This window comes from Allobosea sp. (genome assembly GCF_051860145.1).
GTDB lineage: Bacteria > Pseudomonadota > Alphaproteobacteria > Rhizobiales > Beijerinckiaceae > Allobosea.
Genome location: NZ_JBHYEM010000009.1, coordinates 130,242 through 155,199, shown reverse-complemented (window position 1 = coordinate 155,199; position 24,958 = coordinate 130,242). Strand labels below are relative to the sequence as shown.

Here is a 24,958-nt window from a genome sequence, read left to right as displayed (position 1 = left end):
GCGCTTGCGCCCCGCATCGTCTAGACAACCGTCAGATCCCAGTCGGGGACAAGGGGACGCGCGAGATGACCGAGCCGAGGCGGCCTGCCGACGCGGCGGCGCAGGATCGGCCGGCCTGGCGACGCTTCCTGCCGCTCGCGATCCTGCTGGCCGCCATGGCCGCCGCCTATGCCGGCGGGCTCCACCACTACATCAATATTGACGACGCGGTGAAGAAGCGCGACGAGCTGAAGCAACTCGTCGCGGCCGACCAGATCACCGCGCTCGCACTCTATACGCTGGGCTATGCCGCCTCGGTCGCGCTCTCCGTGCCGGGGGCGGCGCTGCTGACCCTGCTCGGCGGCTTCCTGTTCGGCGGCATCCTCGGCGGCGCCGTCACGGTCGTCGCGGCGACGCTCGGCGCGATCATCGTCTTCCTGGCGGCGCGCTCGGCCTTTGGAGAAACCTTGCAGCGGCGGGCCGGGCCGGCGCTGAGCAAGATCCTCGGCGGCTTCAGGGACGACGCCGTGTCCTACCTGCTCTTTCTCAGGCTGGTGCCGGCGTTTCCGTTCTGGCTCGTCAACCTCGCCGCGGCGCTAGGAGACATTCCCCTCAAGGTCTTCGCCTGGACGACCTTCATCGGCATCATCCCCGGCACCTTCGCCTTCTCGGTCGCGGGAGCCGGGCTCGATTCGGTCGTCGCCGCGCAGAAGAGCGCGCTCTATGCCTGCAAGGCCGCGGGCCGCAGCGATTGCGCCAAGAGATTCGATCTCACGGCGGTCCTGACCCCCGAATTGCTGATCGCGCTGGCGCTTCTGGGCCTGGTGGCCTTGATTCCGATAGCCTGGCGACGCATCAGCAAGCGTCGCAAGACCGGCCAGGGAGGCAAGACGTGACTGCAGGCTCGCCGCTGACCCCCGATATCTGCGTGATCGGAGCCGGCTCGGGCGGGCTCTCGGTCGCGGCGGCGGCGGCGCTGTTCGGCGTGCCCGTCGTGCTGATCGAGCGCGACAGGATGGGCGGCGATTGCCTGAATGTCGGCTGCGTTCCCTCCAAGGCGCTGCTCGCCGCCGCGGAACGGGCGCAGGCGGCTCGCGGCTCCGGCCGCTTCGGCATCGCGGCAGGCGAGCCGCAGGTCGATTTCGCGCAGGTTCACGACCATGTCGCCGGGGTCATCGCCGCGATCGCTCCGAACGATTCGGTCGAGCGTTTCACGGCCCTGGGCGCGACCGTGATCAAGGGCGAGGCGCGGTTCCGCGACCGCAACACCGTGCTGGTCGGCGATCGAGTGATCAAGGCGCGACGCTTCGTCATCGCCACCGGCTCGCGGCCGGCCGCGCCGCCGATCCCGGGGCTGGAGAATGTCCCCTTCCTGACCAACGAGACGATTTTCAGCCTCACCCGCCGGCCCGAGCGGCTGATCGTGCTCGGCGGCGGGCCGATCGGCGTCGAGCTCGCCCAGGCCATGCAGCGGCTCGGCAGCGCCGTGACGATCGTCGAGGCCGAGAGCCTGCTCTCGCGCGAGGACGCGGAGGCAGCGGCGATCATGCGGCGCGCCCTGCTGCGCGAGGGCATCACGATCCACGAGGGGATGCGGGTCCTGCGCGTGGAAAAATCACGCAGCCGCGTGCGCCTGGTCGCGGCCGGCGAGAACGGCTCCGAAACAGTGATCGAAGGCAGCCATCTGCTCCTGGCGACCGGGCGCAAGCCGAATATCGAGGAGCTCGATCTCGAACTGGCCGGCGTCGCCAGCGACGCCAAGGGCGTGATCGTCAACAGGGGCCTGCGTACGGCCAACCGCCGTATCTACGCCATCGGCGATTGCGCCAGCGGCGCGGCGGGCGGCCTGCAATTCACTCATGTCGCGAACTACCATGCCGGCCTCGTCGTCCGGAACGCGCTGTTTCGCCTGCCGGTGAAAGCCGAGATGACAGCCATCCCGCGCGTGACCTATGGCGCTCCCGAGCTCGCCGCCGTCGGACTCTCGGAGGACCAGGCACGCCAAACGGCCGGCGAGATCCGGATCCAGCGCTGGCCCTATGCGGAGAACGACCGGGCGCAGGCCGAACGGCAGACCGAAGGTTTCCTCAAGCTCGTCACGAACCGCAAGGGACGCATCCTCGGCGTCACGATCGTGGGCGCGCGCGCCGGCGAGTTGATCGTTCCCTGGTGCATGGCCATACAGAAAGGCATGAGCGTGAAGGACATGGCCGGGCTGGTCTTCCCCTACCCGACCTTCTCGGAAGTCTCGAAGCGCGCGGCGGTCTCCTTCTACGCTCCGCTCGCGGCCAAGCCGGGCCTTCGCCGGCTCATCGGCTTCCTGCGCCGATTCGGGTAAGCTCATCGCATGCAGGAGCCCAAGCTCGATACGCATTCACTATCGGTCAGCGTGCCTCGGGGCCTGACGCGGCTCGGCCTCTCGGCAAAGCTCCTGATGCTGACCGTGCTCTTCGTGATGCTGGCCGAAGTGCTGATCTATCTGCCTTCGGTCGCCAATTTCCGGCGCAACTGGCTCAACGACCGGCTCGCCGCGGCGCAGGTCGCAGCGCTGGTCCTCGAGGGCGCGCCCGCGGAAGGCTTGCCCGAAGGCAGCGAGAACCGGCTGCTGATGGGCGTCGGCGCGCGCGCCATCGCGGCCCGCGTCGGCGGGGCGCGGCGCCTGCTCAGCCTGGATGCGGGCATGCCCCCCGAGGTCGCCAACACCGTGGACCTGCGCGAGCTGAACTGGGTCAGCGCCATCACCGAGGCGGTCAGGGTGCTTGTGAAGCCGGCGCATGACCTGCCGATCCGCGTCATCGGCAACGCCGTCGGCGGCGCCGATTTCGTCGAGCTGGTGATCGACGAGAAACCGTTGCGGCGCGCGATGCTGGTCTTCTCGGCCAATATCCTGCTGCTCTCGCTGGTGATCTCGGGGCTGACGGCCGTGCTGGTCTATCTCACCCTGAACTGGCTCATCGTCGGCCCGATCCGCCAGCTCGCTGCCAATGTCATGGAGTTCGAGATCGATCCGGAGAATCCGCGCCGGATCATCGCGCCGACGCAGCGTGCCGACGAGATCGGCGAGGCCGAACGGGCGCTGGCGCGCATGCAGATGACGCTGGCGGACGAGCTGCGCACCAAGAAGCATCTCGCCGAGCTCGGCTTGGCGGTCAGCAAGATCAATCACGACCTGCGCAACATGCTGGCCGCCGCGCAACTGATGTCGGACCGGCTGACCGAGACGCGCGACCCGAAGATCCGCCGCTTCGCGCCGCGCCTGATCGCGACGCTCGACCGCGCCATCACCTTCTGCCAGGCGACGCTCGCCTATGGCCGCGCGGCCGAGGCCACGCCGGCGCTCAAGGACGTGGCGCTGCGCCAGCTCGTGGCCGAATCGGGCGAATTGCTCGGCCTCGTCGAGAACACGGCCGTGAGCTTCGCCAACGAGGTGCCGGCCGAGCTCACCCTGCCCTGCGATCCCGACCAGATGGCGCGGGTCCTGCTCAATCTGATGCGCAACGCGATGGAGGCGCTGACCCAGGCCGGCGCCGAGCCCGGCCGCCATCCGGTCCTGACCGTCAGTGCCGCGGATGAGGGCCACGAGGTCGTCCTGCGCGTCGCCGATAACGGGCCGGGCGTGCCGGAGCGGGCAAAGGCCAATCTGTTCCAGGCCTTCCGCGGCTCGGTCAATCCCGGCGGCACCGGGCTTGGCCTCGCCATCGCGGCCGAACTCGTTAGACTCCACGGCGGCACGATCACGCTCGAGCCCTCGCGGACCGGAGCCGTGTTCAAGGTGGCGTTGCCTGTGCGGCAGGCGGTCTGACGCTACTGGCTCGCCCAGATCACCCGCGCCATGAAGGCGATGTCCGAGAGCGCCAGGACGCGGTCCGGATGCTCCGGGTTGAGCGAGGCGAGCTCGACCGTCTTGGCGGTCTCGCGCTTGAGCTGCTTGGCCAGCACCTCGCCCTCGATCGTCTTGACCACGACCCGGTCCCCGCGCCTGACGGCCGCCGTCGGCGAGACGATGATGGTGTCGCCGTCGCGGTAGAGCGGCAGCATCGAATCGCCGGCGATCTCGAGCGCATAGGCCTTTTCATCCGCGACCCCGGGGAAGGCGACCTCGTCCCAGCCCGTCCCGGCCGGAAAGCCGCCATCGTCGAAGAAGCCGCCCGAGCCCGCCTGGGCAAAGCCGATCAGCGGGATGGTCCGTGCCGGCGCCGAGCCGCGGCGCATCACCACGCTCATGAACTCGTCGAGGGACGCGCCCGTCGCGGCCAGGATCTTGGCGATCGATTCGGTCGAAGGCCAGCGCTCGCGCCCGTCCGACCCGACACGCTTGGAGCGGTTGAAGGTGGTGGCGTCGAGCCCCGCCCGGCGCGCGAGCCCCGATGGCGTGAAGCCATAACGCTGGGCCAGCGCATCGATCGCGCTCCAGATCTGATCATGGGACAGCATCGGAGAGGCCCTGGTCCGGAAAGCGGGGATAAGAATAGGAAATATCCCCTATCCGATAAGAATTCAATCTGATTTTTGCGGCCGGGACAACGGTCATTTGCCCCGCACAAGCAGCGCCGCTATGGCGTGTGCGACGCCGAACCGACGGGGCCCGCCTTGCCGCTCATCTACAAGATCTGCCCCGAGGGGCTCTGGCGCGACGCCGAGGCGGCGGGACGCTTTTCGGGCGCCCCGGTGGACCTCGCCGACGGCTATATCCATTTCTCAAGCGCCGGGCAGCTTCGCGAGACGGTGGCCAAGCATTTTGCCGGCCAGCGCGACCTGCTGCTGATCGCGGTCGACGATGCGACGCTCGGGCCTGCCCTGCGTTACGAAGCCTCGCGCGGCGGGGCCCTGTTCCCTCACCTCTACGCGCCGCTCGATCCCGGGACCGTACGCTGGATCGCAAAGCTGCCCCTGGATGCCAGCGGCCACCACGTCTTCCCGGAGGATATCGCGTGATCGGCAGCCTGTTTTCCCTCGCCCGGCCGCTGATCCACAGGCTCGACGCCGAAACCGCGCATCGCCTGACGATCGCGGCGCTCGCGGCAACGCCGGCTTTGCGGCCCGGGCCTGACGATCCGGTCCTCGCCACGGAGGCCTTTGGCCTCGCCTTCCCCAATCCGGTCGGCCTCGCCGCGGGCTTCGACAAGCATGCGCAAGCCGTAGACGGCGCGCTCGGCCTCGGCTTCGGCTTCGTCGAGGTCGGCGGCGTGACGCCGCTGGCCCAGCCCGGCAATCCGCGCCCGCGCGTCTTCCGGCTGCCCGAGGACGAGGCAGTGATCAATCGCTACGGGCTCAACAGCGAAGGCATGGAGGCGGTCGCGGCGAGGCTCAAGGCGCGGCGCAGGCGCGGCGGCCTCGTCGGGGTCAATCTCGGCGCCAACAAGGACTCGGCCGATCGCGCGGCTGACTATGCGATCCTGGCCCGGCACCTCGCGCCGCTCGCCGATTTCCTGACCGTGAACGTCTCCTCGCCGAACACGCCCGGCCTGCGCGACCTCCAGGCCGAATCGGCGCTCGACGACCTGATCGCCCGCGCGCTCGCGGCGCGCGACGAAGCCGCGCAAAGCGCGAACCGGCCGACACCGGTCCTGCTCAAGATCGCGCCGGACCTGACGCTGCCCGAGCTCGACGGCATGGTCGCGGTGGCGCGCAAGCGCGGCATCGACGGCATGGTCGTTTCGAACACCACGATCGCACGGCCCGACAGCCTGCGCGGTGACGCCCGGCGGGAAACCGGCGGGCTCTCCGGCCGGCCGCTCTTCGCGCCATCGACGCGCCTGCTGGCCGAGACCTTCCGGCGCGTCGAGGGACAGTTTCCGCTGGTCGGCGTCGGCGGCGTCGATTCGGCCGCCGCAGCCTTCGCCAAGATCCGGGCCGGCGCCAGCCTGGTCCAGCTCTATTCGGCGCTGGTCTTCAAGGGGCCGGGCCTGGTCGGCGAGATCAAGGCGGGGCTCGCGCAGGAAGCCCGCCAGGCGGGCGTCGAGCGGATCGGCCTGCTCACCGGCCGCGACGCCGAGACCATCGCACGCGGCGAGACGCTCTGACGAACTCAGCGCCGCGAGGCGAAGAGGCGCGAGAGCAGCCAGAGCGGGATCACGACCAGCGCGCCGGCGATCACCCATTGGCCGACCTCGCGCACGGCGCCGAAGCCGAGATCGCCCAGCGAGCGCAGGAAGCGCGCCGCCGCGTCGAACAGCCCGCGCGGCGACAGGCCGAGAAAGGCCATGGCGGCCCCGACCAGCAGCGAGATGAAGATCAGCCGAACCAGAACGCTGAGAAGCGAGCCGCCCATGAAGCGTTCGAGATTGCCATTGGCCATTGCCGGGTATCCTCCGAAGGAACGAAACGGGCCATAAGACGCTTGAACCGCACCTGAACGGCGGGCGGTTGTCAGCAGAGCTGTTCAGATCGTGGCCGAGGCGCCGGTCGTGGCCCATGCCGTGCCGGCGATCTTCGAGGCCGCGATCACGGCCTGCGTGCGGCTGTCGACATTCAGCTTGGTCAGGATGGCCGAGACATGGGCCTTCACCGTCGCCTCGGAAACGCCGAGCTCATAGGCGATCTGCTTGTTGAGAAGCCCCTCCGACAGCATCATCAGGACCCTGACCTGCTGCGGGGTCAGCGTCGACAGGCGGCGCACCATGTCCGCGGTCTCGACATCGACCGGGGCGGAGAGGTCGACGCCCGGCGGCGTCCAGACGCTGCCGTCCAGAACGGCGCGGATCGCCTCGCCCATCTGCTCGACCTCGGCGGTCTTGGGCAGGAAACCCAGCGCGCCGAACTCGATGCAGCGGCGGATCACGGTCGGATCGTCATTGGCCGAGACGACGATGACCGGCACCTCGGGATGATCGGCGCGCAGGAACATCAGCCCGGAGAACCCCTGCACGCCCGGCATGGTCAGGTCGAGCAGGACGAGATCGGCATCGCCATCCTCGGCGAGCGCCTTGGTCAGCGCCTCGAGCGAGCCGACCTCGCTGACCTCCGCGCCGGCGAGCGCATGCGACACGGCCTGGCGCAGGGCGCCGCGAAAGAGCGGGTGATCATCCGCGATCACGATGCGCGTGGATGGTTGCCGGTTCATGCTGAAATCCCCTCGACGGCCCGCATCTCATCCTGCCCCATGCGCGGCCATGATCTCAAGCGCGGCATCGCAAGACGGGTCCGGGACGCTCTGAACCACGACCGGTCTTTTTGCAATGCAACGAATTCTCGCATGCTGCGAAGGAACTACGTCTTAAGTTTACATTCTTTCATTCTCGTTCGTCGCCTAACCTGTCGTTAGGCCGTTGAACAACAAGGCTGATTCCTATCGCTGAACTTTCTGACGGCCAGGAGATAAGCAACAATCATAACGCGCAAGCGAGGGAGAAACGACCGATGAATGCAGAACAGGACGAGCATTGGAAAAAGACCAGCCGCCTGATGATGATCATGATGGCGCTGTGGTTCTTCTTTGGTTACGTGATCCACGCCTTCGTCACGCCGTTGAACGGAATCAAGATCTTTGGATTCCCGCTCGGTTTCTACATGGCGGCGCAAGGTTCCTTGATCGTCTTCGTGGCGATGCTGTTCTGGTTCGCGAAAGCGCAGGACAAGATCGACCGTGAAGCCGGCGTCGCCGAAGACGATTGAGGGGGCCATCATGACAACGCAAGCTCAAGCGGGTGGAGGCGACTTCACCTCCAATCTCGGCCGCATCTACAGCATCTATACCGGCGGCTTCGCCGCCTTCGTGATTCTGGTCGCGATTCTGGAGAAGGCCGGCGTGCCGAACCAGATCCTCGGCTACATGTTCGTCGGCTTCACCATCCTGGTCTATGCCTTCATCGGCATCGTCTCGCGCACCGTCCAGGTCTCCGAATATTACGTCGCCGGCCGCCGCGTCCCGGCCTTCTACAACGGCATGGCGACGGGCGCCGACTGGATGTCCGGCGCCTCCTTCGTCGGCATGGCGGGCTCGCTCTTCCTGCTCGGCTATGACGGCCTGGCCTTCGTGCTTGGCTGGACCGGCGGCTATGTGCTCGTCGCGGTCCTGGTCGCGCCGTTCCTGCGCAAGTTCGGCGCCTATACGGTTCCCGACTTCCTGGCCGCGCGCTATGGCGGCAACACCGCGCGCATGCTCGGCGTGATGGTGCTGATCGCCTGTTCCTTCACCTATGTGGTGGCGCAGATCTTCGCGACCGGCCTGATCGCCCAGCGCTTCCTCGGCATGGATTTCGTCGTCGCCGTCTATGTCGGCCTGCTCGGCATCCTGGTCTGCTCCATGCTCGGCGGCATGCGCGCCGTCACCTGGACGCAGGTCGCGCAATATATCGTACTGATCGTCGCCTATCTGGTTCCGGTCATCATCCTGTCGGCGCAGAAATTCGGGCTGCCGATCCCGCAGCTGACCTATGGCGCGGCGCTGGAGCAGATCGCCCAGCTCGAGCAGAGCTTCATCCAGAACGGGCTCGCGCCCGCGACGCAGAAGCTGCACACCGCCGCCTTCACCTCCTACAGCCCGGCGAACTATTTCGCCCTGATCCTGTGCCTGATGGTCGGCACGGCTTCGCTGCCGCATATCCTGATGCGCTACTTCACCACGCCTTCGGTGCGTGATGCGCGGATGTCGGTGGCCTGGTCGCTGCTGTTCATCTTCCTGCTCTACTTCACCGCGCCGGCCTATGCGGCCTTCTCGAAGCTCGAGGTCTACTCGACCCTGATCGGAAAGAACGTCGCCGACATGCCGGCCTGGGTCTTCACCTATGGCAAGCTCGGCCTGGTCACGATCTGCGGCAAGGCCGCCGACAGCGTCGCGACCATCACCGCCGCCTGCCAGGGTCTGGCCGGCAATACCGGCGTGCTGCGCCTGCAGGATTTCGGCATCAACACCGACGTCGTCGTGCTGTCGACGCCGGAGATCGCCGGCATGCCCTATGTCATCGCCGGCCTCGTCGCCGCCGGTGGCCTGGCCGCCGCGCTCTCGACCGCCGACGGGCTGCTGCTCGCCATCGCCAACGCGCTCTCGCACGACATCTACTACAAGATGATCGATCCGAAGGCGCCGACGGCGCGGCGACTGGTCGTCTCGCGCGTTCTGCTGGTGGTCGTCGCGGTGGCGGCGGCCTGGACCGCCTCCAAGCGGCCGGCCGACATCCTGGCGATGGTCTCCTGGGCCTTCTCGCTGGCGGCGGCAGGCCTGTTCCCGGCGCTGGTGCTCGGCATCTGGGACAAGCGGACCAACCGCGCCGGCGCCATCGCAGGCATCATCGCGGGCTTCGGCCTCTGCCTGTTCTACCTCGTCGTCACGCGGTACTTCCCCGGCCACGGCGTCGCCTATTTCGGGATGAGCTCGCTGCTCAATCCGATCAATAACGCGCCGCTGGTCAATCTCACCCAGGCGATGGCGGCTCCGGGCGCCATGGAGACCTGGGTCGGCGGGACGCACGCGCTGGCCTCGAAGGTCGGCTGGTTCAACATCAACAACATCTCCTCCGCGATCTTCGGCCTGCCGGCGGGGTTCCTGGTGATGTTCGTGGTGTCGCGGATGACCGCGGCGCCGTCGAAGGAGCTGCAGGACTTCGTCGATTCCTGCCGGCGTCCGCGCGGCGGCACGATCATGGAAGAGAAGACCAGCTAGACTGGCCCGACAGCGAACATGCCTGGGGGCGGGACGATTCGTTCCGCCCCCTCGTCATTCGCCCGCCTTTCCGCATAATCCCTCCCGACATCATCCGACTTCGGAGTATCGCGCGTGGCTCAAGAAGCCGGTTTCTGGCTGTTCCATCTGCCCAACATCCTTCTGGCGGCGATGATCTACACGCTGCTCGGCCGCTATATCCTCTCGCTGATGTTCCAGCCCGACAGCGACAAGGTCGTCTGGCGGGTCTTCAAGCAGATCACCGACCCGATCCTCGCCACGGCGCGGCTGGTCACGCCCGCGATCGTGCCGCCGCCGCTGCTCAACGTCTTCGCGGTGGTCTGGCTGCTGGTCGCGCGGGTGGCGTTCTATTTCCTGATCCGTTCGCTCGGGCTCCTGCCCACAATCACGGGAGCCGCGCCATGAGCCACAACCACGAAAAATCCGACGACCGCGAAAAGCTGGTCCGGCAGGACGGTCTCCTCATCGGCATCGCCGGCGCCTCGCTGCTGTCGGGCATGCATTTCTCGCCCTTCTTCGACCCGGCGTTCATCATCGTGAAGTTCCTGCTGGCGCCGACCTTCTTCATCTCCTCGCCGCTGCTGCTGTTCTATTTCACCTCGCTCCTGGTCTCGGTCTCGTGCCTCATCCTTGCCGGCGTCCCGGCCGCGATCTTCGAACGCATGACCGGACGCCAGCAGAGCGACGCCGCCTCGCTTGGCATCTGGTTGGCGGGGCTGCTGGTGCTCGCCATCCCCGTCTTCATCGGCATGGCACGCTGACGGGACGATCGGCACGCTGATCGCGGAAGGGTGATTTCGAGGCCAAACGGAGCTGGGGCATCCTGCGTAGCGGAGCGCCGGAAAGCCGATGAGCCAGGATCCGGACCAGCGTCTGCGCCTTCTCGCCGAGATCTCGACGGCGCGCGCCTGTGGCTTCTCGGGCCTTGCCATCCTGTGCCTGATGGTCGGACTCTCCGCCAATCTCGCGGCGACCCTGAAGGCAGGCGGCTATTGCGCCTTGCTCGTCACGGCCGTGCTCCTGCTGCTCGCGCAGCAGGCCGCGGCCAGGCCGTTCAAGCGAACCGAACTCTGGCTGATGCTGGACGAGGCCGAGCGGCCGCCCGCTCCGATCGCGCAGGACATGCTGGCAGGCGCCAGGCGCGCGGCCTTCCTGCGCTTCGCCGCCTATCACGCGGCTGCGGCCGCCGTGCTGCTGACCAGCGCCTTCCTGATCGCGGCGGGTGGCCATGGCTGACCAGGACGAGCCCCTCTCGGAATTTGCTTTGACAACTCTCTGAGCCCTCATCCTGAGGAGCCATTCCGGAGGAATGGCGTCTCGAAGGATGGTTCAGGAGGCTCCGGAGAGATCTGGAGCATCCTTCGAGACGCCGCCTCGCGGCTCCTCAGGATGAGGGCTGGAGGTAAAACGGACGCTCAGCTCCGCGGCAGCAGCGCCTCCAGCGCCTCGATCCGGTCGGCCTCGCGCGGCGGCTTGTCCCAGCGGATGCGGCTGATGCGGGGAAAGCGCATGGCGAGCCCGGATTTATGCCGCGTCGAGCGCTGCAGCCCCTCGAAGGCGATCTCCAGCACGAGCCCGCTATCGGCCTCATGCGTGACCTCGCGCACCGGGCCGAAGCGGTTCAGCGTATTGCGGCGAACGAAGCGGTCGAGCTCGAGCAGTTCCTCGTCGGTGAAGCCGAAATAGGCCTTGCCGACCGGCACCAGCTCGTCACCCTCGGGCGAGGCGCGCCAGACCCCGAAGGTGAAGTCGGAATAGAAGGAGGAGCGCTTGCCGTGGCCGCGCTGGGCATACATCAGCACGCAGTCGACCAGCCGCGCATCGCGCTTCCACTTATACCAGTAGCCCTTCGGCCGGCCGGGCAAATAGGGCGAATCGAGCCGCTTGATCATGCAGCCCTCGACCGCGTCAGCATCGGCGCCCGCGCCGGCCGAGGCGGGATCAGCGCGAGCCGCGGTCAGGGCCTCCCAATCGGCGAAGGGGATCGGCGGCGAGAGATCGACCACGGGGCTCGCCAGCCGCGCGACAAAAGCCTCCAGCCGCTTGCGGCGCTCGGTCAGCGGCAGCTCGCGGATATCCTCTTCGCCGTCGACGAGCAGGTCATAGGCGCGGATATGGGCCGGGTATTCGACCAGCATCTTCGCCGTGACGCTCTTGCGGTTGAGGCGCTGCTGCAAGGTGTTGAAGCTCTGCACCGCCTCCTCGCGCCGCACCAGCAATTCGCCGTCGATGGCGCCGTCCAGCACCAGCGCCTCGACGATGTCGGGGAAGGAGGCGCCGATATCCTCGCCGGTGCGCGAATAGAGCCGGGTGACGCGCGTGCCGTCGGGCCTGGTGCCGCTGGCGGCCTGGACGCGGATGCCGTCCCATTTCCACTCGGCCTGGAAGGCGGCGGGGTCGAGCTTGTCGAAATCGCTGTCCTCGATCGCATGCGAGAGCATGACCGGGCGGAACGGCGCCGGATCGGTCTCTTCCGGCCGCGGCGCCCTGCCCTCCAGCCAGGCGAACAGGCTTTCATAGGGCGGCTCCAGCCCATGCCAGACCTGCTCGACCTCGTCGGGCGCGACGCCGCCCAGGCTCGCGGCAGCCGTCTTGGCGAGGCGGGCCGAGACGCCGATCCGCAACGCGCCGGTGATCAGCTTGAGAAGCGCCCAGCGGCCGGTCTCGTCGAGCGCGTCGAGCCAGGAGGCGATGAGGCGGGGGAGCTCTGTCTTGCCCGAATGGCGCAGGCCTTCAACGACGTCCGGCAGATGCGGCACGTCATTGGCGCCATGGGCGGCCGGCCACATCAGTGCGACCGTCTCGGAGAGGTCGCCGACATAGTCGTAGGAGAGCGCGAACAGGACCGGGTCGGTGCGCTCGGCGATCAGCGCCCGGATCAGCCCCGCCTTGGCATTCTGAAAGACGAGCCCGCCCGTCATCGCCGCCAGCGCATAGCCGCGATCGGGATCGGGCGTGGTGCGCAGGTAGTCGGCGATCAGCGCCAGCTTGGCGTTGCGCCGCGGCTCATAGGCGAGGCGGTCGAGCAGCCAGGCGAAGCGGTTCATGGCGCGGCCTCGCTTGGCGCGGCCTCGGCCGGCGCCGCATCAGGCTCCGCCTCGCCTTCGTCGCCATAGCCGACGAGATGCAGTGGCTTGGCCTTCAGGCCGACCGTGCCGCACCAATGCACCAGCGCCTCGGCCTCGCCATGGGTGACCCAGATCTCGCCGGCCCCGGTCTCGCGGATCGTCGCCTGGAGATCGTCCCAATCGGCATGGTCGGAGATGATCAGCGGCAGCTCGATGCCCTTCTGGCGGGCGCGGGCCCTGACCCGCATCCAGCCCGAGGCGAAAGCGGTGACCGGATCGGGGAATTTGCGGGCCCAGAGGTCCTGGATGGCGCTCGGCGGGCAGATCACGATCTCGCCGCCCAGCGCCTTGCGCTCGCCGGCCGAGACGAGACGGATCTCGCCGAGAGGCACGCCCTCCGCCTCGTAAAACTCGGTCAGCGTGGCCACCGCGCCATGGATATGGATCGGCCGCTCGTAGCCGGCCTCGCGGATCAGAGCCATGACGCGCTGCGCCTTGCCGAGCGAATAGGCGCCGACGATATGCGTCCGCTCCGGGAAAAGCCTGACCGATTCGAGCAGCTTGGCGACCTCGGCCGCGGCCGGCGGATGCCGGAAGACCGGCAGGCCGAAGGTCGCCTCGGTGATGAAGACGTCGCAGGGCACCGGCTCGAAACCGGCGCAGGTCGGATCGCGCTCGCGCTTGTAGTCGCCCGAGACGACGATGCGCAGCCCCTTCGACTCCACCACGATCTGGGCCGAGCCGAGCACATGTCCCGCCGGCACGAAGCGGAAATCGACCGGACCGATGCGCGTGACCTCGCCCGGCACCGCCTCCTGCCGCGTGCCGGTGAAACCCTCGCCATAGCGCAATGCCATGATCGCCAGGGTCTCGCGCGTCGCCAGGACCGCGCCATGGCCGGCGCGGGCATGGTCGGAATGGCCATGGGTGATCAGCGCGCGCGCCACCGGCCGCACCGGGTCGATATGGATATCGGCCGGCGGACAAAAGAGGCCGGCGGGCGTCGGGATCAGCAGCTGCGAGGGGCGCCAACTCTGCGGGCTGCTCTGTCTGGCCAGTGTCATCCTCCTCAGATAAACCCGCCACCATGATCGAAAAGGGCAGCAGCGTGCATTCCACCGGCTCGGGCGACCCCAGGCTCGACCGGCGCTATGCCTGGGCGGAAGCGGCGCTGAAAGACGGCGATGCCCAGGCCGCGATCGAGATCCTCGACCAAACGCTGAGCGAGGCCTACGGGTTCACCGCGGCCTGGCATCTGTTCGGCCTCGCCCAGGAGGCGCTCGGGCACAACGAGGACGCCGCCACCGCCTGGCGGCAATGCCTGGAGCTCGACCCGGCCGATCATTTCGGCGCCAGGCTCGACCTCGCGCGGATCGGTGCGATGCCGGCCGAGGACGCCGCCTCCGAGAATTTTTCGGGCACCCTGTTCGACGACTATGCCGAGCGCTTCGACAGCCACCTGATCGAGGCGCTGCAATACCGCGCGCCCGCGCTCCTCAAGGCGGCCCTCGCGCGCGCCTGCCAGCAGATCGAACGGCCGTTCCATTTCGACATGGTCCATGATCTCGGCTGCGGCACCGGACTGATGGGCGAAGCGATCCGCGCCGAGACCGGCTTCCTCGCCGGCTGCGATCTCTCGCCGCGCATGGTCGAGAAGGCGCGCGCCAAGACGCAAGGAGATGGCCGGCCGCTCTATGACAAGCTCGCCGTCGCGGGCCTCGCCAGCTTCCTGGCGAGCCGGCCGGACCATTCGGCGGACCTCGTCATCGCGGCCGATGTCTTCGTCTATCTCGGCGACCTCACCCCGGCCTTCGCGCAGAGCGCGCGCGTGCTCAAGCGCAGCGGGCTTCTCGCCTTCACCGTGCAGAGCCATGACGGCAGCGGCGTGATCGTCGGCGAGGACCGGCGCTTCGCCCATGCCGAGCTCTGGCTCAGGCAAAAGCTGAGCGAGACCCGGCTGCTGCCGGTCCGGATCGAGGAGGCCAGCACGCGGCAGGACCGGGACAGGCCGGTGCCGGGGCTTCTGGTGGTGGCAGAGCGGAATTGACGCGCTCGCTGCAATAGCCATTTTTGCGCATATTATGTTATTCTCCTCCCAGAGAGGAACCGGACATGAATGTCTCGATCGGCCGACGCTGGGAGGAGTTCGTCGCCTCCGCTGTCGAAACCGGCCGCTATGGCTCGGCCAGTGAGGTGGTGCGCGAAGGTCTGCGGCTCGTCGAGGAGCGCGAGGCGAAACTCCGGGCGCTGCGGGATACGCTGAACGCCGCGATCGAAGAAGGCGGCTCGCACACCGATGAGGAGGTCGCGGCTGCCATCGAAGCCGCACTCGACCAAGAGGATGCCGCCGACGCCGTGAAGCCCTGATGCGCGAATTGCGCTATGGCGATGCTGTCAGGCGCGATCTTGTCGCCATCGCGCGTTTCATCCGCAGGAGCAGCGGCAACCGACAGGTTGCGGAGTTTTTTGCCGGGTCTCTGCAGGAACAATGCAAGCAATTGGCCCGGCTTCCCGGCCTGATCGGCCGACCGAGGCCAGAACTGCGCTCCGACATGCGCAGCTTCGCTTTCAAGGGCTATGTGATCTTCTTCCGCTATCTCAACGATACGGTCGAGATCGTGCGGATCCTCGAACGCCATCGTGATGTCGCTGCGCGGTTCGACGAGGATCAGGCCTGACGGCACGGCCATTCCCTCCCGGGCCAAGCCGTTCTATCTTTGTTCAGCATGGACGCGCCCGCCCCCCTCCTTCCGCAACGCTTCTCGACCTGGTTCGCCAGCCGCGGCTGGAGCGCGCGGCCGCATCAGCTCGCCCTGCTCGAAGAAGCGCGCGCCGGGCGCTCGACCCTGCTGGTCGCGCCCACCGGCGCCGGCAAGACGCTGGCCGGCTTCCTGCCCTCGCTGGTCGAGCTGACCGAGAATGGCTCCGCGCGCGAAGGCCTGCACACGCTCTATATCTCGCCGCTGAAGGCGCTCGCCGTCGACATCGCGCGCAATCTCGAGACGCCGATCGCCGAGATGGCGCTGCCGATCAAGATCGAGACCCGTACCGGCGACACCTCCGCCGCCAAGCGCACGCGCCAGATCGAGCGACCGCCTGACATCCTGCTGACCACGCCGGAACAGCTCGCGCTCTTGGTCTCGCATCGCGACGCGAAACCGTTCTTCGCCAATCTGCGCCGCGTCGTGCTCGACGAGCTGCATGCGCTGGTGACCTCGAAGCGCGGCGACCTGCTGGCGCTCGATCTCGCCCGCCTGCGCGGCCTCGCCCCTCGGCTCAGCGCCGTTGGGCTTTCGGCCACCGTGCGCGAGCCGGCCGATCTGCAGCGCTATCTCGGCGGCACCGGGACGCCGGCCGGGCTCGTCACGGTCAAGGGCGGCGCGAGCGCGCGCATCGGCATCATGCACACCGCCAGCCGCATCCCGCTCGCCGGCCACACGACCGGCCATGCCATCCGCGACGTCTACAATGCGATCCTCGACCACCGCCTGACGCTCGTCTTCGTCAACACGCGCATGCAGGCCGAGTTCATGTTCCAGGGCCTGTGGAGCATCAATGACGACAACCTGCCGATCGCGCTGCATCACGGCTCGCTCGACGCGCAGCAGCGCCGCAAGGTCGAGGCGGCGATGGCCGCCGGCAAGCTCAAGGCCGTGGTCTGCACCTCGACGCTCGATCTCGGCATCGATTGGGGCGATGTCGATCTCGTCGTCAATATCGGTGCGCCCAAGGGCGCGAGCCGGCTGATGCAGCGCATCGGTCGCTCGAACCACCGCATGGACGAACCCTCGCAGGCGCTGCTCGTCCCCTCCAACCGCTTCGAGCTGCTCGAATGCCGCGCCGCGCTCGAGGCGGTCGCGGAGGCAGCACAGGACACGCCGGAACCGCGGACCGGCGCGCTCGACGTGCTGGCCCAGCATGTGCTCGGCGTCGCCTGCTCGAACGGGTTCGAGCCCGACGCGCTCTATGAGGAGATCCGCACTGCCTCGCCCTATGCCGGGCTCGCCCGCGCCGATTTCGACGCCACGGTGAACTTCGTCGCGACCGGCGGCTATGCGCTGCGCAGCTATGAGCGCTTCGCCAAGCTGAGGCGCGGCAAGGACGGGCTCTACCGCGCCAGCAACCCGCGCGTGATCCAGCAATACCGCATGAATGTCGGCACCATCGTCGAGTCGACCATGCTCAAGGTCAGGCTGGGGCGGTTGCGCATGGGGCGCCCCGGCCAGCCCGGCATGCTGACGCGCGGCGGCCGGATGCTCGGCGAGATCGAGGAATATTTCGCCGAGACGATGACACCGGGCGACACCTTCGTCTTCGCCGGCGAGGTCCTGAGATTGGAGGGCATCGTCGAGAACGAAGTCGTCTGCTCGCGAGCCGCGCCCGGCACCGATCCCAAGATCCCGTCCTATGCCGGCGGCAAGTTCCCGCTCTCGACCTTCCTCGCGGCAAGGGTCCGCGCGATGCTGGCCTCCCCCAAGGAATGGGAGAAGCTGCCGGACGAGGTCTCTGCCTGGCTGCACGCGCAAAGGCTGCGCTCGCGCCTGCCCAAGCCCGGCGAGCTGCTGATCGAGACTTTTCCGCGAAGCGGGCGCTTCTACCTGGTCGCCTATCCGTTCGAGGGACGCCTCGCGCATCAGACCTTGGGCATGCTGCTGACGCGGCGCCTGGAACGGGCCCGCATGCGGCCGCTCGGCTTCGTCTGCAACGATTACGGCATCGCGGTCTGGACGCTGGGCGACATGTCGGCCGCGATCGCGCGCGGCGCGCTCTCGCTCGACGAGCTCTTCGCGCAGGACATGCTCGGCGACGATCTCGAGGAATGGCTGGCGGAATCGGCCCTGATGAAGCGCACCTTCCGCGCCTGCGCCGTGATCGGCGGGCTGATCGAGCGGCGCTTCCCCGGCCAGGAGAAGAGCGGCCGGCAGGTGACGATGTCGAGCGACCTCGTCTATGACGTGCTGCGCCGGCACGAGCCGGACCACGTGCTGCTGAAAGCCGCACGGGCGGATGCGGCGACGGGCTTGCTCGATATCGGGCGGCTGGCTCAAATGCTGACACGAATCAGCGGCCGAATCGTGCATCAGCCGCTCGATCATGTTTCGCCGCTCAGCGTCTCGGTGATGCTCGAGATCGGGCGCGAGGCGGTACATGGCGAGGCAGCCGATGAGATCCTGGCAGAGGCCGAGGCGATGATGCTCGAAGAGGCGATGGCGTGACGCTGCTGGCAGCTACCGATCTGGTCGCACGCCCGGCCGAGACCCTGATGCTCGGCCGGCTCGCGCTGGTGCCCGATCTCTCCGGCGCGCTCTGGCTGCCGGAGGAGCGGACCCTCGTCGTCGCCGACCTGCATCTCGAGAAGGGCTCCTCCTATGCGGCGCGCGGCATCTTCCTGCCGCCCTATGATTCGGCCGCGACGATCGCGGCGCTGACTGCGGCGATCCTGCGCCATGCGCCGGCCCGGGTCATCGCGCTCGGCGACAGCTTTCACGATCGCGGCGCGGAGGAACGGATCAGCGCCGCCGATCTGCGAGCGCTGCGCCTGCTCCAGAAGGGCCGCGACTGGCTCTGGATCACCGGCAACCACGACCCCGCGATCAGCCGGGCCATGGGCGGCGAGAGCGCCGCGACGCTCGATCTGCGCGACGTCACGCTGCGCCATGAACCCGATACGGCCGAAACGGGCTGCGAGATCGCCGGCCATCTTCACCCGGCGGCCAAGATCAGGATGCGCGGGCGCGCCTTGCGACGGCGCAGCTTCGCGCTCTCCGAGCAGCGCTGCATCCTGCCGGCGATGGGCGCCTATGCCGGCGGCCTGAACCTGCGCGACGCCGCCTTCCGCCCCCTGTTCCGCGCCGGCATGACGGCGCATATGCTGGGCGACGGCCGGCTCTTCCGGATCGACAGGCAATTGCTGCTCGCCGACTGAAGCCTACGGGTTGCGTCCGGCGGGGGCTTGTGGCATCAGGACGCCGCTTCGGAACGACGCCACGCCCGCTCCCGCCTCACCCGCGGCGATCCGGCGTTCAAGGCCAACGGTCCTGCTGCGGTAGCTCAGTGGTAGAGCACTCCATTGGTAATGGAGAGGTCGAGAGTTCAATCCTCTCTCGCAGCACCAGCCATTCTCCAAGAAAACCAATAGCTTAGGAGTAGCCTCGCCTGAGGCTCGTCGGCACACATCGGCGAACGCAAGCGGAACACGGCGTGTCAATCCGTGTAAAATCCGTGGAGCGCGTTCTCAGGCTGTTCCGCCCCTCTCCTGTTCGGGGGAAGCGTGATGGGCGCTTACCCCGAGCTGACCCATTACTCGGCGAAGCGGCTAAGCTTGGTCGTCTCTGTCAAGCAGCGGCCCCATGCCGAGGACAAGCCGCGAGGGCTGTGGGTTTCCGAGGACTACGCATACGACAGCGACGGCCCGATGGGCTGGCCAGCTTGGTGTCGGTCAGAGGATTACTGCGTCGACAGGCTGCCTCACTGCTTGAAGCAATTTTCGCGGTGCCATCTCGGGAAGTACGGATGGGCCGCTCATGCGCTTTCATCGGCGCGAGCGTCCGCCCTGTCCTGTTGATGAAGCTGCGGACGCCGTCCGGATCGTTGGCCTGACGCGAGACCAGAATATCGAGATCAGGATTGTTCTCATATATAAACTTATTGCCTATCAGTTTGCATTTGAGAACTGTTTATGTCAAAGAACTGCTCGTTGCGACGGTGGCGGTCGTCGCACGTACCCCATCGCCGTGAGTCAGGCCTCCGCGAAGCGGACGTCGGGACCAGTTCTTCGGGAGACATGGCATTGAGCCGCGACGCAGCTTCCTACGAGTCGTTACGTACGAGCGACGTTCGGTTCGCCTACAGGCGCGCCGGCTCTGGCACTCCGATCGTCCTGCTTCATGGCTGGCCCCAGACGTCGTTTGCCTGGCGGAGGGTCGTCCCCCTCCTCAGCGATGGATACGACGTGATCACGCCCGACCTCCCCGGGTTCGGCTTCACGTCGAAGCCGGAGGGTGGCTTCGACAAGAAGACGATTTCCCGCCGCTTGCGGGAATTCGTTCAGGCGCTCGGCGTGTCGCGCATCGCGATCGTCGGCCACGACGTGGGCGGACATGTCGCTTTCGCATATGCCGCGCAGTGGCCCGACGAGGTCAGCCATCTCGTCTTCATCGAGAGCAGCCTTCCCGCCTTCGGCCAGGAAGAAGGGATGGACGTCGCGAAGGGCGGCAGCTGGCACTTCGGCTTCAACATGGCCGGCGACATCTCGGAACAACTGGTCAGCGGCCGGGAATTCCTCTTCGTCGATCATTTCATGCGGCGGGAGAAAGTCGGCCTGTTCGACGCGAACGCCGTCAGTACCGCCGAGATCGAGCATTACGCACAGGCGCTCGCCAGGCCGGGCGCCCTGCGCTCTTCCTTCAGCTATTACCGGACGCTCCCTGTCGACCGCGTGGATAACGCTGCCTGGGGCGTGACGGCGCTGCCGATGCCGGTTCTCGCCGTAGGCGCCGATTGGGGCTATGGCGGCGCGTCATCGAAGGCGATCCGCCGCGTGGCCAGCGACGTCGAGGACGTGCTGATCGCGCGCTGCGGCCATTACCCGCCGGAGGAGCGGCCCCGCGAGCTGGCAGGCGCAATCAGGGCATTTCTCGACAAGCCGCGCGCCGCGCCGGCGCGGTGAACTCACATCTCGGATCCCGGAGCGACGAAGGCCGACCCATGAGCACGACACTGCAAGGATTTGAACATCGCATGGTGAAGGCCGGTGACATCGGCATTCACGCCGTGATCGGCGGAAGCGGCTCCCCGCTGGTCTTGCTGCACGGTTTTCCACAGACGTGGTGGGAGTGGCACAAGATCATGCCGGAACTCGGCAAGCACCATACCGTGATCGCGCTCGACCTTCGCGGCGCCGGTCATTCGGACAATCCGCTGACCGGCTACGACAAGGCGACTTTGGCGGAGGATGTCCACGGCGCGATGCAGGCGCTCGGCTTTCCGCGCTACGCCGTCTGCGGACACGATATCGGCGCCATGGTCGCCCTCGCACTCGCGTTCAAGCACCGCGAGGCCTTGACCCACCTCGCGATTCTCGACGCCCCGATGCCGGGTTGGAGCCAGTGGGAAGCCAATTTCGCCGACCCGAAGGTCTGGCACTTTTCATTTCACATGAGACGGGATCTGCCGGAGCTGCTGATCCAGGGCCGCGAGCTCACATATGTCTCGACCTTCATATCCGACAGGGCCTTCAACCACGGCGCCTTCGAGCAGGAGGACATCGAGATATTCGCCCGCGCCCTGGCACAGGTCGGCAACACGCGCGGCGGGCTCGAATGGTACCGCGCCTTTCCAACCGATCACGCCAACGCTCTCGCCTGGAAGAAGACGCCTTTGACGATCCCCGTCCTGGCCCTGGGCGGCGAGCACCGGTATGGCGCGAGAATGGTCCCGATGCTGCAGGAATTCGCCGCCAATGTCTCCGGCGGAAGCATAGCGGATTGCGGGCACTGGGTCGCGGAAGAGCGCCCGGACGAGACGACGGACGCGCTCCTCACCTTTCTGGGCCGGTAACACGCCGGACTACGCCCGTATTGCTCGCAAAGACCAGCGACACGGGTCACGATCGCATGTGTCAACCTCACCCGCCATCGGAAGCCGCCGGTTGAGGCGCCAATTGCGTCCCACCGCATACGTGAATGACGTCGCCGGTGATGAAGCTCGCGCGCGGAGAGGCCAGGAAGGCAATGGCGCCAGCGACGTCCTCGGCGGTGCCGAGCCGACCGAGCGGCGACATCCGGCGGAACGACGCGGCGAGGCCAGAATCCTCCTCGACGATCTTCTTGTTGAAGGGCGTATTGAGGAAACTCGGCGCCACCGCGTTGACCCGGATATTGTCCGGGCCTAGCTGCACGGCGAGGACCCGCGTCAGCCCGATCAGCCCCGACTTGCTCGAGGTGTAGGCGACGCCGGTGCCACTGAGATAGACGCGCGAGGCGACGTTGACGATACTGCCGCCGCCGCTCGCCTTGAGCAGTGGCTGCGCCTCCTGGCAGAGCAGCATCGGCGCGGTGAGGTTCATCGCCAGGACCTCGTTCCAGGCGGTAAGATCGACCGCGCCGATCCTCGGCGCGCCGGTCTTGCCGGCATTGTTGACGAGGCAGTCGAGCCGGCCGAAGCGCTGTTCCACCGCGCCGATCAGCCTGCGGCAGGCGGCGGGATCGCTGAGGTCGACGGCCTCCGCCACGGCCTCGACGCCATGGTCGCGGCGGATCGCGGCGCAGATCGCCTCGGCCCGCTCATGGGCGATGTCGGCGAGCACCACCGAAAAGCCGTCGCTCGCCAGCAGGCGGGCGGCTGCAGCACCGACGGCGCCGGCGCCGCCGGTGATCAGGGCGGTTTTCATCGGTTCGACTCCGGACGCATTGGGTCAGGCCGGGCCAAGGACGGCATCAGAGGCCAGTGCCTGCGCGAGGAAAGTAAGCAGTTGGGGCAGGACCTCGTCCGCCCCGATCTCCGGCTGGAGGTGGCCGCCATGGATGCCGGCGCCCGAGACCGTGTCGGCCCAACGGCGCCACACCGCCAGCGGATCGGCCGGCGGGCTTTCGGCCTCCCAGAGGTAGAGCACCGGACAGGCGAGGCGCCGGCCCTCAGTGCGGGCGGCGCGCTCATCGTCGAGATCGACGCTGAGCGCCGCCCGGTAGTCGCGATAGACCGCCTCGCGCACCTCGCGCCGGGAAAAGGCGGCGCGATAGCTCGCGAGCGCCAGCGGATCGAGCCGGTCCAGCCCGCCGGCCATGCCGGTGAGCACATGATCGAGAAAAGCGACCGGGTCCGGCCCCAGCAGCCGCTCCAACACTTCGGCGGGCTGCGCGAAGAAGAACCAGTGCGGAGCGCGCAGCGCGAAGCGCCCATCGATCGCCTCCCAGACATCGAGCGTCGGGATCACGGTGAGCGAGGCCAGTGCCGCAACACGGTCAGGCGCGGCGAGCGCCATGTGAAAGGCGGCGCGCGCGCCGCGGTCATGGCCGATGACGGCGAAACGGCGATGGCCGAGCCTGTCCATCATCTCGAGCAGGTCGGCGGCGAAGGCCCGGCGCGACGGCGCCGTCAGCGACCGGCTCGTCGCGGAGAGCCGGCTCTCGCCATAACCCGGCAGGTCGGCGGCCACGACAGTGTGGTCCCGTGCCAGCACCGGCGCCAGCCTGTGCCAGGCGACGAGCGTCTCCGGATAGCCGTGGATGAGGAGCACGACCGGTCCGGAGCCGCCGGTCACCGCCCGCATCACCGTGCCGTCGCCAAGGCCGATGCGTTGCTCGGCAAAGCCGGGGAAGAGCCGGCGTAAGCTCGCCGGGTCGTCGTGAGGAGCGGAAGCCGACATCACCTCTGCCAGGGCATCAGCCGGCGCTGCAGCCATTGCAGGCCATAGGTCAGGGTGACGCCGAGCATCATCACGACGACCAGGCCGGCATACATCTTCTCGGGATTCAGCACCTCCCAGTAATAGAAGGTGATGTAGCCGACGCCCTGCTTGGCGCGGAGGAACTCGACCGAGATGATCACGATCATCGCCGTGCCGAGCGCGATGCGCAGCCCTGCGAAGATCACCGGCATGGCGCCGGGGATGATGACATGGCGCATCATCTGCCAGCCATTGGCGCCGTAGTTGCGGCCGGCCATCAGATAGACCCGGTCGATGCCGCGCACGCCCGCCATGGTGTTGATCGTCATCAGGATGAAGACGGCGAGCGCCACCACCACGATCTTCGGTCCCTCGCCGAAGGGATCGGAAAACATCAACATCACGATCGGGAAGATCGCGATCTTGGGCAGGACGTAGATCGCCGACAGCGTGGTATCGAGCATCAGGCGCACGGTCTGGTTCATGCCCATGACCACGCCGAGCAGGATGCCGGGGATGGCGCCCAGCACGAAGCCGGCGAAGACGCGCCCGACCGTGGCGAGCACATGGCTCTCGGAGAGCAGCTTGCGGACGCCGGCCATGCCGTCGGCGGCGAAGACCTCCGGGATCAGCCAGGGCCGGCCGATCAGGCTGGTCTCCGAGAAGCGGTCATAGCGGACGATCATGTCCCAGAGGCCGGCGGCGATCCGGGTCGGCTGCGGGAACCAGGTGGGATTGATCAGCCCGTAATCGCCGGCGAACTGCCAGACGATCAGGACGAGCGCCGGGAAGCCGAAGGCGAGCGTGCGTTCATAGGCCGGCAGGCGGCGCACCGACACGAGCCGGCCGATGCGCTCGCAGATCAGCACGAGCAGGACGAAGCTCGCGCCGATCGCCGGCCAGGCGAAGGCGCGCCAGAGGCCGGTCAGCGCCAGTACGGCGTGGAGCGCGAGCCCGGCGCCGGCGAGCAGCAGGATCGCCCGTCGATCCGGCGAAAGCGCCACCGTCGGCGCGGGCTTTGCGCCCTCGGCCTGCGGTAGGTCGCGTGCAGTGGCGACGGTCATTGCTGCGCCTCCATGGCCCTAGTTACCTCGGCGCTGAGCTTTTCCCAGATCTGGGCGCGATACTCGGCGAAGCGCGGCGTGTTGGTCGTCGCGATGCTGCGCGGGCGCGGCAGGTCGATCTCGAAGGTGGCGAGATGGCGCCCCGGCTGGGCGCTCATCAGGATGACGCGGTCGCCGAGCAGGACCGCCTCGTCGAGACTGTGGGTGATGTAGACCACGGTCTTGCGCGTCTCCTCCCAGATCCGCAGCAATTCCTCCTGCAGGACGACGCGGGTCTGGGCGTCTAGCGCGCCCAGCGGCTCGTCCATCAGCAGCACCTCGGGGTCGTTGGCGAGCGCCCGGATGATGCTGACGCGTTGCTTCATGCCGCCCGAGATCTGGTGCGGGTAGTAGCCGGCGAACTTCGAGAGGCCGACCCGGTCGAGCCAGTAGCGCGCCGTATCCTGCCGCTCCTTTCGGCCGATGCCGCGCATCTCCAGCCCGAAGGCGACGTTGTCGGCGACCGTCTTCCACGGGAAGATCGCGTATTCCTGGAAGACGACGCTGTTCAGCGGCTTGCCGGCGCCGGCGCCCGGCCGGATCTCGATCGAGCCCAGCGAGAGGTCCTCGAGGCCCGCCAGCATGCGCAGGAAGGTCGACTTGCCGCAGCCCGACGGGCCGACGATGCAGACGAACTCGCCATCGGCGACGTCGAGCGAGAAATCCTCGAGTGCCACCATGGTACCATCGGCGGTCGGGTAATGCTTGCTGACATTGCGGGCGCCGATCTTCGGCGCGCCGCCCTGCTGTGTCGCGATACTCATCGAGGCGATCCTCCAGGAAGGGCGCGAGCTTCGCG

Annotated in this window: 26 protein-coding genes and 1 tRNA gene; 18 read left to right on the top strand and 9 right to left on the bottom strand. The window is 67.6% G+C overall.

Translation table 11 applies throughout. The annotated features are described in order from the left end of the window. Positions 1 to 65 precede the first annotated feature (65 nt). Genes ACTIF2_RS16670 through ACTIF2_RS16660 form a run of 3 tightly spaced genes read left to right on the top strand, consistent with a single transcriptional unit; the run spans position 66 to position 3,781 of the window. A complete protein-coding gene (locus ACTIF2_RS16670) occupies positions 66 to 875 on the top strand; it encodes a TVP38/TMEM64 family protein (RefSeq protein WP_439498211.1) in 810 nt (269 codons plus the stop codon). Then, positions 872 to 2,317, top strand: coding sequence for a dihydrolipoyl dehydrogenase family protein (locus tag ACTIF2_RS16665; RefSeq protein WP_439498210.1), 1,446 nt, complete (start codon positions 872 to 874; stop codon positions 2,315 to 2,317). The genes ACTIF2_RS16670 and ACTIF2_RS16665 overlap by 4 nt, the downstream gene beginning before the upstream one ends. A gap of 9 nt (positions 2,318 to 2,326) precedes the next feature. Continuing rightward, on the top strand, positions 2,327 to 3,781 hold the full coding sequence (locus ACTIF2_RS16660; protein ID WP_439498209.1) for a sensor histidine kinase: 1,455 nt from the start codon (positions 2,327 to 2,329) through the stop codon (positions 3,779 to 3,781). Between the two features lie 2 nt (positions 3,782 to 3,783). Here the strand turns inward: ACTIF2_RS16660 and ACTIF2_RS16655 are convergent, their stop codons facing one another. After that, positions 3,784 to 4,413, bottom strand: coding sequence for a S24 family peptidase (locus tag ACTIF2_RS16655; protein ID WP_439498208.1), 630 nt, complete (start codon positions 4,411 to 4,413; stop codon positions 3,784 to 3,786). 156 nt (positions 4,414 to 4,569) lie between these two features. Between ACTIF2_RS16655 and ACTIF2_RS16650 the strand changes: the two genes are divergently transcribed. After that, on the top strand, positions 4,570 to 4,914 hold the full coding sequence (locus ACTIF2_RS16650; RefSeq protein ID WP_439498207.1) for a DUF952 domain-containing protein: 345 nt from the start codon (positions 4,570 to 4,572) through the stop codon (positions 4,912 to 4,914). After that, positions 4,911 to 6,002 (top strand): quinone-dependent dihydroorotate dehydrogenase, encoded by a 1,092-nt coding sequence (locus ACTIF2_RS16645; RefSeq protein ID WP_439498206.1) that lies wholly within the window; start codon positions 4,911 to 4,913, stop codon positions 6,000 to 6,002. The genes ACTIF2_RS16650 and ACTIF2_RS16645 overlap by 4 nt, the downstream gene beginning before the upstream one ends. A 5-nt stretch (positions 6,003 to 6,007) precedes the next feature. Here the strand turns inward: ACTIF2_RS16645 and ACTIF2_RS16640 are convergent, their stop codons facing one another. Further along, positions 6,008 to 6,277, bottom strand: coding sequence for a DUF6460 domain-containing protein (locus ACTIF2_RS16640; protein ID WP_439498205.1), 270 nt, complete (start codon positions 6,275 to 6,277; stop codon positions 6,008 to 6,010). 84 nt (positions 6,278 to 6,361) lie between these two features. Beyond that, a complete protein-coding gene (locus tag ACTIF2_RS16635; RefSeq protein WP_439498204.1) occupies positions 6,362 to 7,042 on the bottom strand; it encodes a response regulator in 681 nt (226 codons plus the stop codon). A 296-nt stretch (positions 7,043 to 7,338) separates the two neighbouring features. Between ACTIF2_RS16635 and ACTIF2_RS16630 the strand changes: the two genes are divergently transcribed. The 5 genes from ACTIF2_RS16630 to ACTIF2_RS16610 all read left to right on the top strand — a co-directional run bounded on the left by ACTIF2_RS16630 (position 7,339) and on the right by ACTIF2_RS16610 (position 10,837). After that, on the top strand, positions 7,339 to 7,593 hold the full coding sequence (locus ACTIF2_RS16630; RefSeq protein ID WP_439498203.1) for a DUF4212 domain-containing protein: 255 nt from the start codon (positions 7,339 to 7,341) through the stop codon (positions 7,591 to 7,593). A 10-nt stretch (positions 7,594 to 7,603) separates the two neighbouring features. Then, on the top strand, positions 7,604 to 9,580 hold the full coding sequence (locus ACTIF2_RS16625; RefSeq protein WP_439498202.1) for a sodium:solute symporter family protein: 1,977 nt from the start codon (positions 7,604 to 7,606) through the stop codon (positions 9,578 to 9,580). Between the two features lie 114 nt (positions 9,581 to 9,694). Further along, positions 9,695 to 10,006, top strand: coding sequence for a hypothetical protein (locus tag ACTIF2_RS16620; RefSeq protein ID WP_439498201.1), 312 nt, complete (start codon positions 9,695 to 9,697; stop codon positions 10,004 to 10,006). Continuing rightward, entirely contained in the window at positions 10,003 to 10,362 is a 360-nt protein-coding gene (locus ACTIF2_RS16615) for a hypothetical protein (RefSeq protein ID WP_439498200.1), read from the top strand. Before ACTIF2_RS16620 ends, ACTIF2_RS16615 begins: the two co-directional genes overlap by 4 nt. Before the next feature lie 88 nt (positions 10,363 to 10,450). Beyond that, a complete protein-coding gene (locus ACTIF2_RS16610) occupies positions 10,451 to 10,837 on the top strand; it encodes a hypothetical protein (protein WP_439498199.1) in 387 nt (128 codons plus the stop codon). Between the two features lie 179 nt (positions 10,838 to 11,016). Here the strand turns inward: ACTIF2_RS16610 and ACTIF2_RS16605 are convergent, their stop codons facing one another. Next, positions 11,017 to 12,648 carry a cisplatin damage response ATP-dependent DNA ligase gene (locus ACTIF2_RS16605; protein WP_439498198.1) on the bottom strand — a complete coding sequence of 544 codons (1,632 nt, stop codon included), beginning with the start codon at positions 12,646 to 12,648 and terminating at the stop codon, positions 11,017 to 11,019. After that, positions 12,645 to 13,733, bottom strand: coding sequence for a ligase-associated DNA damage response exonuclease (locus ACTIF2_RS16600; protein WP_439498197.1), 1,089 nt, complete (start codon positions 13,731 to 13,733; stop codon positions 12,645 to 12,647). The genes ACTIF2_RS16605 and ACTIF2_RS16600 overlap by 4 nt, the downstream gene beginning before the upstream one ends. Positions 13,734 to 13,756: 23 nt before the next feature. On the opposite strand from ACTIF2_RS16600, the gene ACTIF2_RS16595 reads away from it, so the two are divergent. The 8 genes from ACTIF2_RS16595 (at position 13,757) to ACTIF2_RS16560 (ending at position 21,228) form a co-directional block, all read left to right on the top strand. Further along, complete coding sequence (locus tag ACTIF2_RS16595; RefSeq protein ID WP_439498196.1) at positions 13,757 to 14,716, top strand: methyltransferase domain-containing protein; 960 nt, start codon at positions 13,757 to 13,759, stop codon at positions 14,714 to 14,716. A 65-nt stretch (positions 14,717 to 14,781) separates the two neighbouring features. Next, positions 14,782 to 15,036 (top strand): type II toxin-antitoxin system ParD family antitoxin, encoded by a 255-nt coding sequence (locus tag ACTIF2_RS16590; RefSeq protein ID WP_439498195.1) that lies wholly within the window; start codon positions 14,782 to 14,784, stop codon positions 15,034 to 15,036. Continuing rightward, positions 15,036 to 15,347, top strand: a complete 312-nt coding sequence (locus ACTIF2_RS16585; RefSeq protein ID WP_439498194.1) for a type II toxin-antitoxin system RelE/ParE family toxin — start codon at positions 15,036 to 15,038, stop codon at positions 15,345 to 15,347. The genes ACTIF2_RS16590 and ACTIF2_RS16585 overlap by 1 nt, the downstream gene beginning before the upstream one ends. A gap of 48 nt (positions 15,348 to 15,395) precedes the next feature. Then, positions 15,396 to 17,885 (top strand): ligase-associated DNA damage response DEXH box helicase, encoded by a 2,490-nt coding sequence (locus ACTIF2_RS16580; protein WP_439498193.1) that lies wholly within the window; start codon positions 15,396 to 15,398, stop codon positions 17,883 to 17,885. Positions 17,886 to 17,932: 47 nt separating this feature from the next. After that, positions 17,933 to 18,595: a ligase-associated DNA damage response endonuclease PdeM gene (pdeM, locus tag ACTIF2_RS16575; RefSeq protein WP_439498251.1), complete on the top strand. Its 663-nt coding sequence runs from the start codon at positions 17,933 to 17,935 to the stop codon at positions 18,593 to 18,595. A gap of 114 nt (positions 18,596 to 18,709) precedes the next feature. Then, positions 18,710 to 18,784 (top strand) — tRNA-Thr (locus ACTIF2_RS16570). A 564-nt stretch (positions 18,785 to 19,348) separates the two neighbouring features. Further along, on the top strand, positions 19,349 to 20,338 hold the full coding sequence (locus tag ACTIF2_RS16565; RefSeq protein WP_439498192.1) for an alpha/beta fold hydrolase: 990 nt from the start codon (positions 19,349 to 19,351) through the stop codon (positions 20,336 to 20,338). A 38-nt stretch (positions 20,339 to 20,376) separates the two neighbouring features. After that, positions 20,377 to 21,228 (top strand): alpha/beta fold hydrolase, encoded by an 852-nt coding sequence (locus ACTIF2_RS16560; protein ID WP_439498191.1) that lies wholly within the window; start codon positions 20,377 to 20,379, stop codon positions 21,226 to 21,228. A 67-nt stretch (positions 21,229 to 21,295) separates the two neighbouring features. Here the strand turns inward: ACTIF2_RS16560 and ACTIF2_RS16555 are convergent, their stop codons facing one another. From ACTIF2_RS16555 to ACTIF2_RS16540, 4 genes are read right to left on the bottom strand one after another with little or no spacing between them, the layout of a single operon-like run. Continuing rightward, positions 21,296 to 22,060 carry an SDR family NAD(P)-dependent oxidoreductase gene (locus ACTIF2_RS16555; protein WP_439498190.1) on the bottom strand — a complete coding sequence of 255 codons (765 nt, stop codon included), beginning with the start codon at positions 22,058 to 22,060 and terminating at the stop codon, positions 21,296 to 21,298. Between the two features lie 24 nt (positions 22,061 to 22,084). Continuing rightward, positions 22,085 to 23,035 (bottom strand): alpha/beta hydrolase, encoded by a 951-nt coding sequence (locus tag ACTIF2_RS16550; protein WP_439498189.1) that lies wholly within the window; start codon positions 23,033 to 23,035, stop codon positions 22,085 to 22,087. Continuing rightward, a complete protein-coding gene (locus tag ACTIF2_RS16545; RefSeq protein ID WP_439498188.1) occupies positions 23,035 to 24,120 on the bottom strand; it encodes an ABC transporter permease in 1,086 nt (361 codons plus the stop codon). Before ACTIF2_RS16545 ends, ACTIF2_RS16550 begins: the two co-directional genes overlap by 1 nt. Continuing rightward, complete coding sequence (locus tag ACTIF2_RS16540) at positions 24,117 to 24,923, bottom strand: ABC transporter ATP-binding protein (RefSeq protein ID WP_439498187.1); 807 nt, start codon at positions 24,921 to 24,923, stop codon at positions 24,117 to 24,119. The genes ACTIF2_RS16545 and ACTIF2_RS16540 overlap by 4 nt, the downstream gene beginning before the upstream one ends. Between the last annotated feature and the right edge of the window lie 35 nt (positions 24,924 to 24,958).